At 64.9% G+C, this 15092-nt stretch carries 10 protein-coding genes and 2 pseudogenes; 6 read left to right on the forward strand and 6 right to left on the reverse strand.

Annotated elements, in window-relative coordinates; translation table 11 throughout:
• Positions 1–329: pseudogene (locus QOH60_RS09770) on the forward strand (glycoside hydrolase family 27 protein); the annotation flags it as partial.
• Here the strand turns inward: QOH60_RS09770 and QOH60_RS09775 are convergent.
• Both QOH60_RS09775 and QOH60_RS09780 read right to left on the reverse strand, forming a co-directional pair.
• The gene (locus QOH60_RS09775) at positions 326–1228 is read right to left on the reverse strand and encodes a 2-hydroxyacid dehydrogenase (RefSeq protein WP_526419605.1); all 903 of its coding nucleotides are present in this window, start codon (positions 1226–1228) and stop codon (positions 326–328) included. The pseudogene QOH60_RS09770 and the gene QOH60_RS09775 sit on opposite strands and share 4 nt — an antisense overlap.
• A complete protein-coding gene (locus QOH60_RS09780) occupies positions 1225–1749 on the reverse strand; it encodes a nitroreductase family protein (protein ID WP_526419607.1) in 525 nt (174 codons plus the stop codon). Before QOH60_RS09780 ends, QOH60_RS09775 begins: the two co-directional genes overlap by 4 nt.
• Before the next feature lie 144 nt (positions 1750–1893).
• Here QOH60_RS09780 and QOH60_RS09785 point away from each other — a divergent pair, with 144 nt between their 5' ends.
• Positions 1894–5082 (forward strand): ATP-binding protein, encoded by a 3189-nt coding sequence (locus QOH60_RS09785; protein WP_526419654.1) that lies wholly within the window; start codon positions 1894–1896, stop codon positions 5080–5082.
• Here QOH60_RS09785 and QOH60_RS09790 read toward each other — a convergent pair.
• Positions 5079–6731: a PE-PPE domain-containing protein gene (locus tag QOH60_RS09790; protein ID WP_526419609.1), complete on the reverse strand. Its 1653-nt coding sequence runs from the start codon at positions 6729–6731 to the stop codon at positions 5079–5081. The genes QOH60_RS09785 and QOH60_RS09790 overlap by 4 nt on opposite strands.
• Positions 6732–6977: 246 nt before the next feature.
• On the opposite strand from QOH60_RS09790, the gene QOH60_RS09795 reads away from it, so the two are divergent.
• Genes QOH60_RS09795 through QOH60_RS09810 form a run of 4 tightly spaced genes read left to right on the forward strand, consistent with a single transcriptional unit; the run spans position 6978 to position 10842 of the window.
• Positions 6978–7655 (forward strand): TetR/AcrR family transcriptional regulator, encoded by a 678-nt coding sequence (locus tag QOH60_RS09795; RefSeq protein WP_526419656.1) that lies wholly within the window; start codon positions 6978–6980, stop codon positions 7653–7655.
• Positions 7656–7662: 7 nt separating this feature from the next.
• A complete protein-coding gene (locus QOH60_RS09800) occupies positions 7663–8874 on the forward strand; it encodes a cytochrome P450 (protein ID WP_526419611.1) in 1212 nt (403 codons plus the stop codon).
• Positions 8868–10088, forward strand: coding sequence for a M24 family metallopeptidase (locus tag QOH60_RS09805; RefSeq protein ID WP_526419613.1), 1221 nt, complete (start codon positions 8868–8870; stop codon positions 10086–10088). Before QOH60_RS09800 ends, QOH60_RS09805 begins: the two co-directional genes overlap by 7 nt.
• Complete coding sequence (locus QOH60_RS09810; RefSeq protein WP_526419615.1) at positions 10081–10842, forward strand: DUF7064 domain-containing protein; 762 nt, start codon at positions 10081–10083, stop codon at positions 10840–10842. The genes QOH60_RS09805 and QOH60_RS09810 overlap by 8 nt, the downstream gene beginning before the upstream one ends.
• Before the next feature lie 176 nt (positions 10843–11018).
• Here the strand turns inward: QOH60_RS09810 and QOH60_RS09815 are convergent, their stop codons facing one another.
• The 3 genes and pseudogenes from QOH60_RS09815 to QOH60_RS09825 form a co-directional block, all read right to left on the reverse strand.
• On the reverse strand, positions 11019–12305 hold the full coding sequence (locus QOH60_RS09815; protein WP_526419617.1) for a hypothetical protein: 1287 nt from the start codon (positions 12303–12305) through the stop codon (positions 11019–11021).
• Between the two features lie 184 nt (positions 12306–12489).
• Positions 12490–13563, reverse strand: coding sequence for a hypothetical protein (locus QOH60_RS09820; protein ID WP_526419619.1), 1074 nt, complete (start codon positions 13561–13563; stop codon positions 12490–12492).
• A 258-nt stretch (positions 13564–13821) separates the two neighbouring features.
• Positions 13822–15089: pseudogene (locus QOH60_RS09825) on the reverse strand (hypothetical protein).
• Positions 15090–15092: the final 3 nt, after the last annotated feature.

The raw sequence follows: 15092 nt of genomic DNA on the forward strand, positions 1-15092 counted from the left end.
CGGAAACGACGCGGGCCATCCTGACCAATGCCGATGTCATCGCCGTCGATCAGGACCCTCTGGTGGCGCCCGCCACGCGGACAGGCGGCGAGCCGCGTGTGCTCGTCAAACCGCTAACAGGCGGGGACGTGGCCGTGGCGCTAGTCAACACCGACGATCGACCGGCCTCCATCACCACAGACGCCAAGGCGCTGAAACTGCCGCAGACGCAATGCTATTCGATCAGAGACCTCTGGTCGCACAGCACGGCAACCAGCCCAGGCGCGATCAGTCGGACGATTGAGCCGCACGGCGTTGCGATGCTGCGTGTGTCAGCACACTGTCACTAACCGGCCACGACGTTGGGCGGGCGGCCGCCGTCGGCAAAAACCTTGATCTGCTCGAGTGCGACTTTCCACGCGCGTTCCCAAGCGCCGGTGGTGGTGCCCGCCACATGCGGGGTGAGCAACAGACCCGGAGCCGACCACAATGGATGCCCCGGCGGCAGTGGCTCGGGTTCGGTGACGTCGAGGGCAGCGCGCAGCCGTCCGCAGGTGAGCTCGGCGAGCAGCGCGTCGGTGTCCACGGCACCGCCCCGGCCGACGTTGACCACCACAGCGTGGTCGGGCAACTTGGCGAGGAACCCGGCGTCGATGAGCTGGTGCGTCGACTCGTCGTTGGGCAGCATCGCGACCACCGCGTCGGCCGTCGGCAACAGCTCGTCGACATCGCTGATCGCGACCACTCCGGGCCTGGCATGGCGCCCGACCAGCGTCACCTCCGTCTCGAAGGGCTCCAGACGTGCCGCCAGGTTGACCGCCAGATCACCGGCCCCAAGGACGACGACGCGCTTGCCGATCAGAGTGTCGGTGCCGGTCTGCGACCAGACGCCCTTGGACTGCTCTTCCCGGAAGAACGCCAGGTTGCGGTAGATGTCCAGAAGCGCGGCCACCACCCACTCGGCAGACGACCCGCCGTGCGCGCCGCGCCCGTTCGACAGCATCACGCCGTCGGGGAGAAGTGGAAGCCACTGGTCGTAGCCGGCGTTGAGGGTTTGGACAAGCCGCAGGTCCGGCAGTTCGGCGAACCGGGCCCCCACCTCTTGGGCCTTGAGATAGCCGACGACGACGACGGTCGCGTCGAGGTGCTCGGATGGCCACGGGTCGCCGGGCTCATAGCGGATCGGCTCGAGGTTCGTCGCGGCGGACAGCGTTTTCACGCCGAGTTCGTCGGGGACAAGAACTTTCATGACGACGACCACCGTCCTCGGTGGACAACCTCATCGAAGGGGCGCCGGTTTGGACTGAGAATCGGCTTCAACGGGCGGTCGGCCGGATAGCCGATGCCGAGCAGGAACGAAACGATGTGATCGTCGGGCACGCCTAGTATCTTGCGCGCCTTGTCCTGATCGCCGACCGACGAGTGGCCGGTGCCGAGGCCGCGGTCGGTCGCCGCGATGGTCATGGCCATCGTCGCTTGCCCCAGGTCGTATTGGTCGATGAGCTTGGTCCGCTCGTCTTCAGGTGCGGGGACGACCAGCGCGATCGCGGCCGGCGCCGCAGCGATGTGACCGGCGCCGCGCCACACCGTGGACAGCTCTTGGAGCTGATCGCGGTCGGTGACGATCACGAAGTCCCAGTGCTGGCGGTTGGAGGCCGACGGCGCCCGCCACCCGGCTTCCGCGATGCGGTCCAAATCGTCGGCCGGCACCGAGTCTGGCAAGTAGCTGCGTACATTTCGTCGCGCGCGGATGGCGTCCCAGGCTTCCATCTGCTCCTCCTTTTCGTCACCACTCTGGTGATGACTAACGGGACTCCAGCAACGACTATTTCTCGGGACTTGGAGTGTGCGAACTGGCAATTCGCTGTCAAAGGGTGAAACGATATTGACGTGGGCGCCAGCCGGGATGGTGGACTGACCGCGACGGAGCTGATCTGTGGTTGCTGCGGCGCGCATTTCACGTCGACGGACAAGTTCTGTAGCGAGTGCGGTACGCGACTCCCGCAGGCAACTCGTTCGGCTGAGTACAAGCAGGTGACGGTGCTGTTCGCCGACGTTGTTCGGTCGATGGACATCGCGGCCACCCTGGATATCGAGCGGCTGCGCGAGGTCATGACCGAGTTGCTGGAGCGCTCGGCGGCGGTGGCGCGCCGCTACGGCGGCGGGACGGTCGAGTACACCGGCGACGGGGTGATGGCGCTGTTTGGCGCTCCAGTTGCGTTGGAGGATCATGCCTTTCGCGCATGTCTTGCCGCGCTGGCGATCCAGGAAGAGGCCGCCCGGTTGGCGGCCGAGGTGCAGCGCCGCGACGGAGTGCTGCTGCGGCTGCGGGTGGGCCTGAATTCGGGTCGGGTGATCGCCGGTGAGATCGGTTCGGGTTCGCTGGGCTACAGAGCTATCGGCGAGCAGGTCGGGATGGCGCAGCGGATGGAATCGGTGGCCCCGCCGGGGGAGGTGATGCTGTCGGAGTCGACGGCACGACTGGTCGAGCACCGCGTCCTGCTGGCCGAACCGGAGTGGGTGCACATCAAGGGCGCCGATCAACCGGTGTCTGCGCGCCTGCTGATGGGGATCGGCCCGCGCCGTCCGCGGATCGGGCGCACCGAAGCCAGCCTGGTCGGTCGGCGCTGGGAGATGGCGGCCCTGGACGCGATGATGGACCGCGCGATCGGTGGCCGCGGTGGTGTCGTAAATGTGGTCGGACCGCCAGGCATCGGCAAGAGCCGGGTAGCTCGGGAGGCCGCGGCCCTGGCGGCAAGTCGTGGGGTCGAGGTGTTTTGGACATTCTGCGAGTCGCACGCCCGTGAGGTCCCGTTCCAGGTGGTGGCGGGGCTGCTGCGGGCGCGCAGCGGTGTCGCCGACATAGGCGCCGGCGAGGACGCCCGCGCGCGGTTGCGCGCAGTTGTGCCGGCCGATGCCGATCCGCAGGATCTGCTGCTGCTTGATGATCTGCTGGGCATCGCCGACTCCGAGGTGCCGCTGCCCGCCATCGCCGCCGATGCTCGGCGGCGCCGGTTGACCGCGTTGATCAACAACGCGACGATGGCGCGCACCACACCGGCGCTGTTCATCATCGAGGATGCGCACTGGATCGACGCGGTCAGCGAATCGATGCTGGCCGATTTCCTTCGCGTCATTCCGCGTACCCAGTCGATGGTGTTGATCACCGCCCGCCCCGAATACGAGGGAGCGCTGACGCGGGCGCACGGGGCCCAGGCGATAGCCCTTGCCCCACTGGGTGATTCGGACATCGCAGCGCTACTCGGCGCGCTGCTGGGTCCGGATCCGTCCGTCGGCGAGCTGGCGGCGATCATCGCCCAGCGGGCCGCCGGGAATCCATTTTTCGCCGAGGAGATGGTGCGCGAGTTAGCCCAGCGCGGGGTGCTGACCGGCCAGCTCGGTGGCTACTTCTGTCGGGTCGATGTTGCCGAGGTGAGTGTGCCGGCCACGGTGCAGGCGGCCATCGAGGCACGCATCGACCGCCTGACCGTTCCGGCCAAGCGGACGCTCAACGCGGCATCGGTGATCGGTGCCCGATTCGGGGCCGACCTGCTGTCCGCGTTGGGCATCGATCCGGAACTTGACGAGCTGCTGGGCGCGGAGCTGATCGATCAGGTGCGGCTCACCCCGAGCGCCGAGTTCGCGTTCCGGCACCCGCTGATCCGCGCGGTGGCCTACGAATCGCAGCTGAAATCCGATCGCGCCGAGCGGCACCGGCGCCTGGCCACCGCGATTCAAGAGCGTGCGCCGGCGTCGGTGGAGGAGAATGCGGCGCTGATCGCCGAACATCTCGAGTCTGCCGGCGAACTGCACACGGCGTACGGCTGGCACATGCGCGCCGGTGCGTGGTCCACCAACCGAGATCTCGTCGCGGCCCGGCTCAGCTGGGAGCGGGCCCGCCGGCTCGCCGACGCGCTGCCTGCCGACGACCCCGACCAGCTGTCGATGCGCATCGCCCCGCGCACCATGCGGTGTGCCACCGACTTACAAGCCCGCGAGGTCCAGGACAGCCAGGGCCGCTTCGCGGAGTTGCGGGAGTTGTGCAGCGCGGCCGGAGACAAGGTCTCGCTGGCCATCGGCATGAGCGCGCCGGCCACCGAGCTCTGCTACGCCGGGCGCGCGCGTGAGGCGGCGAGGTTGACGTCCGAACAAGTGGCGCTGCTCGAGTCGATCGGCGATCCCACCCCGACCATGGCGTTGGCGGCCATAGCGTTCGTCAACTGGCTCGGCGTCGGTGAATTCGGCGAGATCTTGCGGTGGTCGCAGGTCGTCGTCGACCTGGCCGCCGGTGACCCCGTCAAGGGCGCCGGCTTCGGTGTGGGATCACCGCTGGCGATCGCGCTGGCATGGCGCGGCCATGCTCGGTGGTGGCTGGGCCGTCCCGGATGGCGCCAAGACCTCCACAACGCCGTCGCAATGGCCCGACGCAGCAACACGGAAACCTTCTCCGGTGTCGTCAGCTGGGCCTACGGTCACGCGATTCACTTCGGGGTGCTTCGGGCCGATGACTCGGCGGTGCGCGCTTGCGAGGATGCGCTGCAGACCGCCCACGGGGCCAGCAACGATCGCGCACTGGGCCTGGCCGGGTACGCGTTGGCTGTCGGGCTGCTGAATCGGGACGACGCGGCCGACCGTCAGCGCGGACTTGAATTGATGATGCAGACACGCGACCTATGGCTGCGCAAGCGTGCCCTCTTCCTCATCCCGGTCACCGACGTGTTCACCGCCCGGGAAACGGCCAGGCGCGGCGACCGCGATGATGCCATACCGGTGATGCGCCAAGCCGTCGGCGAGCTGCGCCAGGCAGAACACCTCTTCTACGGCGTTTGGGGCGCCGGTGTTCTGGTGGAGACACTGCTGGAGCGTGGCGCCCAGGGCGACCTGGCCGAAGCTCACGAGGCGATGGAGTGGTTGGCAAACCTGGCGGCCGATCAAGATTCGGCGATGCTCGACGTCACGCTGCTGCGGCTGCGGGCGCTGCTGGCCCGAGCCCGGGGCGAGGACGTTGCTTATCGGGACTTGGTGTACCGCTATCGCGCGATGGCGAAATCGCTTGGCTACGAAGGACACATCGCCTGGGCCGAGGCGCTTATGAAGGGCTAGGAACCTGCGCCGTCCGGCGAGCTGCTGCCTTTGGAACTGGCCTTCAGCGTTCCATCGCTGTCGCTGCCCGCCGTGGTCCTACGGACATTGCGAGGCGCGGACACATCGTGCGTCGGCTTACCGACTGGCCTTCGGGTCGCCGCCGGACCGACAGGCTTCAATGCCTTGGGTGTCAAAGTTGTAGCCGAAGGCGTCGGCTTCGGGTCAACACCCGGCTCGGGCGCATTGCCCGCTGCTGAGAGCGATGCCACGGGATTCTTCTTGTTCGCCCATTTCATGAAACGCGCCGGATTCCATCGGGCCGTCGGTTTCGTCGATACCGCAGAGGTGGTTTGAGTCCCGAGTCCAGTGGGGGCGGCCGTCGGATTCTGTTGGGCCACCGGTGCTGTCGGCGCGGGCACATCGGTCCCAGCCGGTGCCGTCAGCGCCATCGGATTGGCTTTTGCCGCTGTTTTGCTCACGATCTTCGGTGTCGCATCAACTGGCCCGAGTGCCGCAACGCGAGCTGGCGTCGGTCCGGTCAGCGCCGCGGGTGAACCAACGAGGGCCGCTGCGTTGTTGACGCCCTCACCGAGTGCGTTGACCAGATCGGCGACCACCTTTGCCGGGTCGAGCGTCGTCGGGATCAGCCGCGCCGGTGTGGGTTCCCACGGCTTGATGGTGCGGTCGTACCCCAGGTCCACGAGCACACGGAAGACTGGCTCGACGATATCGATCAGCGCCTCGGGCACCCCCAGCTGGCGCAGCGGTGCGAACAACGGTAGATCCTGCGTCTCGAAGAGGTAATAGCTGCTGTCGCCGTTAGTGCCCTGGTAGGCCGGCGATGTCGTCGGATCCGCAGGCAGGCTGACCTCGAACGGCCAAGTATGCACGTACATAATGCCTAGAACCGCGTTCAGGTCGGCGATGACGTTGAGCGGATACAACGGGAAGTCGGCAAAGCCGTCATACTCGCGCGTGATGACGGTCGTATCGAACTGGGTATCGGTCGGCTCGGAGCCGTCGTACGACCAATCGAGGACCGGGATGTGGAGACCCGGGAACCGTGCACCAAAGCCGCCGTTGGGCACGCTGGCGTCACCGGCCAGCACGAAGTCGATATCGGGCGCTGTAGTTCCCGCCGGATACTGCTCGGCGAGCTTGCGCTTCTCCTTAACCGCGACGACCGCGCCTTGTGAGTAGCCGTATATCACCAGAGGCTTGTTGGGGTAGTCGGCCATCGCCGTCTCCAGATTGGCGACCCCTGCCTCGATGGACTGATCGCCGGTGAGGTCGAACAGCCCCGAGAGTTTCCACCACGGCTCATCCGGCCACGCTGGGCCACCGAATGCCCCGAGACGCGGATCTGCGAGCCCGAGTTCGAGAAGGCGAAAAAGCCCCGTGATAGGCCAAGCCTCCCCTGGCGCGGTCACCGCGACCGGCCTGATGGTCTGGTCCGGATGAGTGGGCTTGATGAACTGGTTCATGATGATTTCGACGGTGGCGGCGTCCAAGGTCGGGCAGGTGGTCCCGCACAACATCAGAGCGGTCGTATCGGCCGGATCATTAGCCTCTGCCATCGCCACACCAGGCGCAGCGGCGCCCGCAATCCCTACTCCGAGCGCGACCGCCAGTGCGCCGATTCGGCCGATGTGCTTCGCGACATTCATCGTCGTCTCCTTCGTAGTGTCCTGGCGAAACGATGGGACACCGCAGGACAAGGGAGCTCAGTAGCGCACTACTGCAATCTCGCCGATTTCGGCGCAGTACTACCTAATCGCGGTCTCGCCGCCAGTTAATTGGGGGCTGCCAGTTGCTATGTGCGACTGGGGTATTCGCTGTGGCGACTTACGAGACATAAGCACTTCGCTGAGCACAGTGCTTAATCTAAATTACTTGATTTAATTGTGTTGCTGCTGTTCACTGAGTCGGTGACGACTGCGCGAGTCGTGCGTACCGACCGGTCGATGGCGACCCGGGAGGCGCTCTTGGCCGCCGCCGAGCGGCTGTTCGCCGAGCGCGGCATGTACGCGGTGTCCAATCGCCAGATCAGCGAGGCCGCGGGCCAGGGGAACAACGCCGCCGCGTGCTACCACTTCGGCAGCAGGACGGATCTACTCCGTGCCATCGAGACCAAGCACCGCGCGCCCATCGAGGACCTGCGCGCGGACACGCTGACCGCCATCGGCGAATCATCGGAGTTGCGCGACTGGGTCGGGGCCTTAGTTCGTCCGCTCACCGGCCACCTCGAGGCGCTCGGGAACCCGAGTTGGTACGCACGGTTCGCCGCTCAGGCGATGGCCGACCCCGCGTACCGCCAGGTGGTGACGGCCGACGCGCTCAGCTCGCCCGTTCTGGTGAAGACGATCAACGGCATCAACCGGTGCCTTCCCGAATTGCCGAAGCGAGTTCGGTTCGAGCGGATCGTGATGGCTCGCAATCTGCTCATGCACACGTGCGCCGAACACGAGGGCGAGCTGGCGCAGCGCGGGCCGCGCTCGCGGTCGGTCTGGCCGATCGCCGGCGAGGGTCTGGTCGACGCGATCGTCGGGCTGTGGCAGGCCCCCGTCCATGTGAATGTCGCCCGGCGTTAGGAGATCCATGACCGTCACCGATATTCCAGAATTCCCAATGCCGCGGGCTGCCGCGTGCCCGTTCGCGCCGCCACCAAAAGTGTTGGAGCTCAACACCGAAAGACAATTGAGCAAGGTTCGGATCTGGGACGGCAGCACCCCGTGGCTGATCCACGGCTACGAAGCGATACGGGAGCTCTTCACCGACTCTCGCACGAGCGTCGACGATCGCAAGCCCGGCTACCCACACTGGAACGAAGGCATGCTGGCAACGGTGCACACACGGCCGCGGTCGGTGTTCACCTCCGACGCCGAGGAACACACTCGCTACCGGCGGATGTTGTCAAAGCCGTTCACGTTCAAGCGAGTTGACGGTCTGCGGCCCGACGTGCAGAAGATCACCGACGACCACATCGACGCACTGCTGGCCGGACCCCAGCCGGGCGACATCGTCAACGGGCTGGCACTGCCCGTCCCCTCGCTGGTGATCAGCCGGATGCTCGGCGTGCCGTACGAGGATGCGGAGTTCTTCCAGGAGCACGCTCGCATGGGTATGGGTCGGTACGCCACCGAGGAGGACACGGCCAGGGGAGCGGCCGCATTGGCGAAGTACATCGCGAAAATGATGCGCGTCAAGATGGTTGAGCCCACCGAGGACCTGGTGTCTGACCTCGCTGAGCGCGTCAACGCCGAGGAACTGTCCGTTCGCGAAGCCGCACAGCTGGCCACGGGTGTCCTGATCGCAGGGCACGAAACGACGGCCAACATGATCGGGCTCGGCGTGCTTGCGCTGTTGGAACATCCCGAGCAGGCCGATTTTCTTCGAGACACCGACGACCCGAAGCTGATCGCGAGCGCGGTCGAGGAGCTGATGCGGTATCTCAGCATCATCCAGACCGGTCAGCGTCGAATCGCCGTGGAGGACATCGAGGTTGGTGGGGAGACCATCCGCGCTGGCGAGGGGATCATCCTCGACATCGCACCAGCGAACTGGGACGAGCGACAGTTCCCCGAACCTGGCCGGCTCGACCTCCAACGTGAGGACGGCCCGCACGTCGGGTTCGGATACGGCCGTCACCAGTGCGTAGGCGGGCAACTGGCACGGATGGAGCTGCAGATCGTGTTGCACACCTTGCTTCGCCGCATCCCGACGCTGAAGCTGGCCATTCCGCTGGAGGACGTGTCGTTCAAGCACGACGCGCTGGCCTACGGCGTGTACGAGCTGCCGGTCACATGGTGAGCCCGGGCGGTCTGGTGATACCCGAGGAGCCAGACCTCGCGCGCATGCATCGCCACAACTGCGCGCGGCTGCGCACTGCGATGGCGGACCACGGCGTCGACGCGTTGATTCTGCTGCTGAACGGCCACGTCTCGTATGCGACAGGGACGGGGTGGCCACTACTCGATGCGGGTCTGTCCCACGTGGAACGTCCGGTGGCGATCGTGCTGGCCTCTGACGACGAACCACACGTGTTCATCCCGTTCCGGGAGGGCGCGTCGACCGAATCACACGTGCCCGCGGACCACGTGCACGGTCCGGTATACCTCGAATTCGACGAGGGCGTCGATGGTTTCGCGCGGGAACTGTCTGATCTGATCCCGCCGGGATCCAGCGTCGGGGTGGACGAGATGACCGGCGCGATGAGCCGTGCGGCGCACAAGCTGTTTCCGGGCGGGGCGTACGAGGACGCGACGCCGATCGTTGCTGCCGCTCAGCTCGTCAAGTCTCCCGATGAGTTGTCGTGCATCCGAAAGGCGTGCCGGATCACCGAAGAGGCGATCGTCGACGTCCAGAAGCAGCTGGCACCAGGCGTGCGGCAAATCGATCTGTCGGCTGAGTTCGTGCGCCGCGCTTTCGAACTCGGAGCGACCACCAACATGCTGGAGGCGATCTGGCAGGTGATGCCTTCGTCTCGGGCGGCCGGCGTCTGGACCACTCACGGCGATCTCGCGCTGCCGTTGCTCACCACCGAGCGGGATCTGCAACGCGGCGATGTGTTGTGGACTGACGTGAGCATCACGTACGCCGGATACTGCTCGGACTTCGGACGGACGTGGCTCGTCGGTGAGGAACCGTCTGCGCGGCAACAGGATCAGTTCCACCAGTGGCGTCAGATCCTGGACGCGGTGTTGAGCGTGACGAAGGCGGGAGCGACGTCGGGTGACCTGGCCCGCGCGGCGATCGCGGCCAACGGCGGACGCAAGCCCTGGCTGCCGCACTTCTACGTCGGGCATGGCATCGGTACCTATCCCGCCGAATCACCGATGATCGGTACGGATTTGGGGGAGGAGTTCGACGACAACTTCGTCTTCCCCGCTGATATGGCACTGGTGCTGGAGCCCGTGGTGTGGGAGGACGGTACCGGTGGATATCGCGGTGAGGAGATCATCGTGACCACCGAGGACGGCTACGTCACGCTCACCGACTATCCGTATGTGCCCTATGGTGTCTGACGCCGACGAGGCTTTCCATACGCCGGGCGATGACCCGCATTGGAACGAGAGCGGTTGGTTTGGCTTCAACGTGCCGGAGCGTCAGATCAATGGGTTCGTCTATTACTTCCAGGATATGCGTACCGGAGCGTCCGGTGGTGGGCCTGCGGTGTGGGACCCCAGCGGTGAAGAGATCTACGACTGCCTGTTCTACGACTGGAACTGGAATCAGCGGTCTGCCGTCGCCCTGGATTTTCGGGACTTCACGCTGTCAAACTCGCTGCGGCACCAAGTGATCGACCCGATGAAGCGATATCGGCTGTCGTATTCGCAACCCGGCCTCGACCTGGATCTGGAGTGGGCGGCTCTGATGGCGCCGCACGACCTCGGGGCCGGGCACCCTCCGCAGCCCGGTGCCCCAGTGCATTTCGACCAGCCGGGCCGGATGACGGGCACGGTGGTGCTAAACGGCGAACGGCTGGAAATCGACTGCTACTCATTGCGTGACCGCACGTGGGGTCCGCACCGGCCCGGAGCGCGTCGGCCGGGGGACTATCTGTGGGCGATCGAGTCCGCGGACTCGCACTGGCACGCGCTCACGATCGCTGGCAATGAGCCGGGGATAGATCGTGTGGCGGCAGGGTATTTCGTGAAGGACGGTGAGCTGGGCGAGCTCGTCAGCGGCGAGCGCAGAGTTCTGGAAACGCAAGCGCGGCGCGCCTGCCCGCGTCGCGTTGGATGCAACGGACGATCGCGGTCGCCGGTTACAGGCTGAGGGTGGTGTTCGCACAGCGCTGCGCTGGTTCGGATGGCCTGGGCGCGTGACGTTTTGGACTCTCACCGACTGGCGTTGGGACGGTCTCCAAGGTTGGGGCGAGGATCAGGAGTTCTTCCCGCGCGAGCAGGTACGGTCGCTGATCGGCTAGCCGTGGATATTGAGCGCTGCGCAGTCTAGCTCTCATCCCAGGCCTCGACGAGGAGCCATTCGTCTGGGCTACAGTCGGCGATCGCTTCTCTGTCGATGGTCGTTCTTCCGGGCCACTTGTCGTAATCGATGATGTCTGTTGGGTCGGATAGCCATACCGCCCTCGCGTTGGGAGGACCGTTTTCTATGCGGGGCAGCAGCTGCTCGCATTGAGCCGTGAACCGAATCGGATAGCCGTCTCCGCCGAGGGCGATCGCGCGTCCGTCCTTCGCGAGCTCATCAAGCCAGTCCAACCCGCCCAGTCCGGTTTGCCAAACCGCCAGGCGAATGCCCTTGACCGTGTCGAAACTCGCAGGCGCGTGGCCGCCATGTGGCTGGCGAAACACACCGATCCACCACCCCAGCATGTCTCCTCTCCCGCCGCCGCGCCTGTCGTCAACGTGTGACGAACTTGTCACCAAGGCCTCATACCGCCGCTCCGCCTCGGCGAGCGCCTCCGAGACGCTTGCTGCAGCGACAGACATATCCTTCACTTCGTCGTCGGCGTATTGGTCGTCGCCACGCGACGCGCGGGTATCTCGTCGAAACCTTCTCGCGCCGGGTGCGAGGGCCTCGGACTCGACGCGGATCCCCTTTCCGTCTGGATCAGGAGAAAGCGAAACCGATATATGCGTCGAGTTCACCGTCGAGCGGAGCGCTACTAGCAAGACGCCCTGATGCTCTCCGCACGTCACAATCGCTTCGTAGCCGAGCGCGTCAGCGAACTCCGACAAGAGCTCTGGAACTTCCTCGATGTCGATGACTCCGCGGCCCAGTTGCCGGAAATACAATTGCGCTCCGATGCTGGCTGACAGCATGTCGAATTCTTCCTGGAGCGACTCGGTAGACCGATGGGCTAAATCGCCGCCGCTCACCGCCGAAACACCTGCGGACGTAAAGATCGCGTGTGAGTCGTTGGCTGCAGTGCGTACTTTGGTGCGTTGGCTAAGTGCGTCGAGGTTGTGCCTGATGACGTCGGCAGTCTCGACCGCATCGGTCGATCCTTCGTGTTCGATGGCCATCGTGCCGTTGGGGACGTCGACGTGCTTGACGATCCAGGCGGCTCGCGCCCCGGAGTCCAACAGCGCGCCGCGGGGGTGCTGCACCGCATATCCCTGGAGAACCTCGGGATTCAATCGGAAGAACGTTCCGTACGGAATTGTCAGTAAGCGCGGCACGTCATTTGGCCGCCTGCCAACATCAATGAGGACAGGGCCATACAGCTCCGGAACGAGTTCGTCTACCTGCGACGTGACGATACCGATCGAACTCAACAGCCATCCTGCCGGGCTAATCGCTCTGTCACCGGCTCGCACATTCGTCATCCATCGTGCGAGCGTGATCGGTTGGTCGAGCCCGCCGGCCCGTCCTGGGTGATCAGCGGGTGGGTCACCACCCGACACGGTCACCGCTGATCGGCCGAGTCGAGCACACGCCGGCCTTCGAGCGCAATTGACTTCACGGGCTTGTTTGAAGGGAACGTGGTTGAGATCGCATCAGGACGTCGATCGCGGATCGGTAGTAGCGATAAAGGCTGCGTGTGCGGGGGTCGTCTTTCACCAAAATCGATACCGGCAGACGAATGGTAAATCGGTTCATAGAGAGGTTGCCGACGAACATCCGGTCGCTATCGACGACGTAGGCCCAGAAGACAGGAATACCGGTGTAATACAGAATCTCCCCGTGGAAGTCGTGGCTCTCGTTGTTGAGCGTCTCCATAAGCCGCGATGTGCGCTGGATATCCACACGATCTTCGGCAAAGAGCCGTTCGAACTCATCATCGGGCAGTGCGCGTCCCTCTCTCAGGTGGTAGACGTATCGCCACCCGTTGCGGTCTTCGGGATCGAGGGTCAGGAGACGGACCGATAGCGGCGTGCTCCGCGCGCCACCGTGTATGACGCGGCCCAGCACCTTCACGAAGTGAGCACCGGTGATGCCGACGGCAAGGATGTCGCTGTCGGCGTTGGCGATCATCTGCTCCTCGTGTGTGTCCTTGAGGGAGTCGGCGTTAGTGCTCTCGGCGCGGGTTAGCGGCGAGCGCTTCGCCAGAAAGTCCTGGACTGGATTGTCGATGCCCGCCGTATCGTCCTCGAGGATGGCAGCGAGGTATTCGGCAAGCGACTTCTTTGCGTCGCTCGCCGCCTTTTCATATGTCTCCCTCTCTTCATCGCTGCATGAGTCATCGGGCCGTTTCGGGTAGATGAGCACTCGGTAGGGCGCTAAGTCGAATGGGAGGCAGCCGCTGTAATCCTCGCGCACAAGGGTGATGGTCTTGCGTGCCGTGGTGTGCGAGATGCCCAGTTCGTAGAGGACATTCGGGTTGGCATTAGAGACGTCGGCGATCACCACTGGCGACTCGAAAATACCCTTAAGCATCATCCCGTGAATGTGGCCCAGTGACTGCTCATCCGCGCGTTCGGGCTCAAGGCCGGCAGCGCGCGTACCAGGCTTGATAACGTCTTCATATCCAGCACAAAACTCCGGCGCGAACGGCATGATGACGAAAGCGGACTTGGATGCTTCCCGAACCATCTCAGCTGCCTCTCTGCAGGTCGTCCCTCTGGACGCGCACGCCGCTAGCCAGCTTGCCGTGTCGGCTGGCGTGAATCACGCCCACACGTGACCCACCCGTCTCAGGGCAACACAAAAGTGTCGCACCCTCAAGACTCCTCTCATATCGTGATTCCGCACGCGGATTGCGCAAATCCTGCGCCGCAGTAGTAACCGTCGCGCGTATCGCGCGGTGATCGATCCCGCCAGAAGGGCGTCCATCGGCTCGGTTCGACGTGACTAGTCGCCGAGGAGTGATTCGAAGACGTCGCCGACGCGTTGCCTCTCCCAGAGATTGAGGAAGTTCGTCATCATTTGCAATGGCGCGCGGACGCTTTCGTCGTCACGTATGCGCGAGTCGAATCGGGTCAGGTCTTCTGCCGTGCCGAATCGCGAGCGAATCAGCGCAGGCACGTCGAGCAGCCATGTGATGCCCATCATTGCGGCGTACATGGTTGTCTGTCTGCGCAATTCGTCACCGTCCAGCTTAGGGCCGCCGCACCGGTGGACCTCGTCCACGAAGACGCCCAGCAGATCGTCGAGATGCTCGTTCCAAAGATCCGTCTCGGCCGCCGACATTGCGCCCCAGATCGCCATGCCGAGGTTCATCTGACTCACGCAACCCCAGTCCATCAGCCCGCACTGCAGCACGTCGTCCTCGTCACGCCAGAACCACGCGTTGTCGACGTTGGCGTTCCAGTGGCACAGCGCAACGTAATCCGGTCATGCGCGAGGTACTGCCACACCGCGGATTCCCGGTGCGCGAAGCGGGGAACATCGGACTGCAGCCGCGCGAGGAACTCGGGCGCTCGCACGCTATCGGGGAGGAGAGCCGGATGGGCCTGAGCGAACTCGGCGAGCTGCGCCAGGCGTCGACGTAACTTGTCGGCATTGAACGGGGGCGGCTTTCCTACCGTCGCGGCTTGCAGGTCTATCGGAAACTGCCCGATGAGATCTGCCGGCAGCCGTCCCGAGCGGTGGGTGCCGGCGAGCCGGGCGATCGCGGCCAGCAGCGCACGGTAGTGCTCATACGGCTCGGGCATCTCGTAGTCGAGGCACTTGTGATACTGCCGCTCGATCCCGTTGGCGCCGAAGGTAATCCGCTCGGTGATGAGCAGGCCGGTGCCGCTGTCCCCGTGATAGTCGGCGAACTGCGGCCTCGGCACCGCGATGGGAAACTCCGGTGAGCGCGACAGCACCGCGAACCTGACTTCCGGCTCCATCTGTGTCTTGCCGCGATCTCGGATCGGGTTGGCCGCATCGCGGAAGAACTCTACGAAAAGCTCGGTGGTCAAGCTCGGTTCGGGGTTCTCGTACTCGACCTCCAGGAGCAGCTTGCGACCAGTGCTGCCCTCGGGTATCTCCTGGTCGCCGGTGATGCGAGTGACGGCGTTGCCGTCGCTCATTGCGCCCCACGCGCGGAACGCCTCGGTGAGAAAGCCCGGCCCACCCGCGCGCAGCGCGTCGGGGTCCGCGGGAATGGAGCGGCCGAAATGGTCGCCAGTCACCCA

It is taken from the genome of Mycobacterium sp., from assembly GCF_032159765.1.
GTDB lineage: Bacteria > Actinomycetota > Actinomycetes > Mycobacteriales > Mycobacteriaceae > Mycobacterium.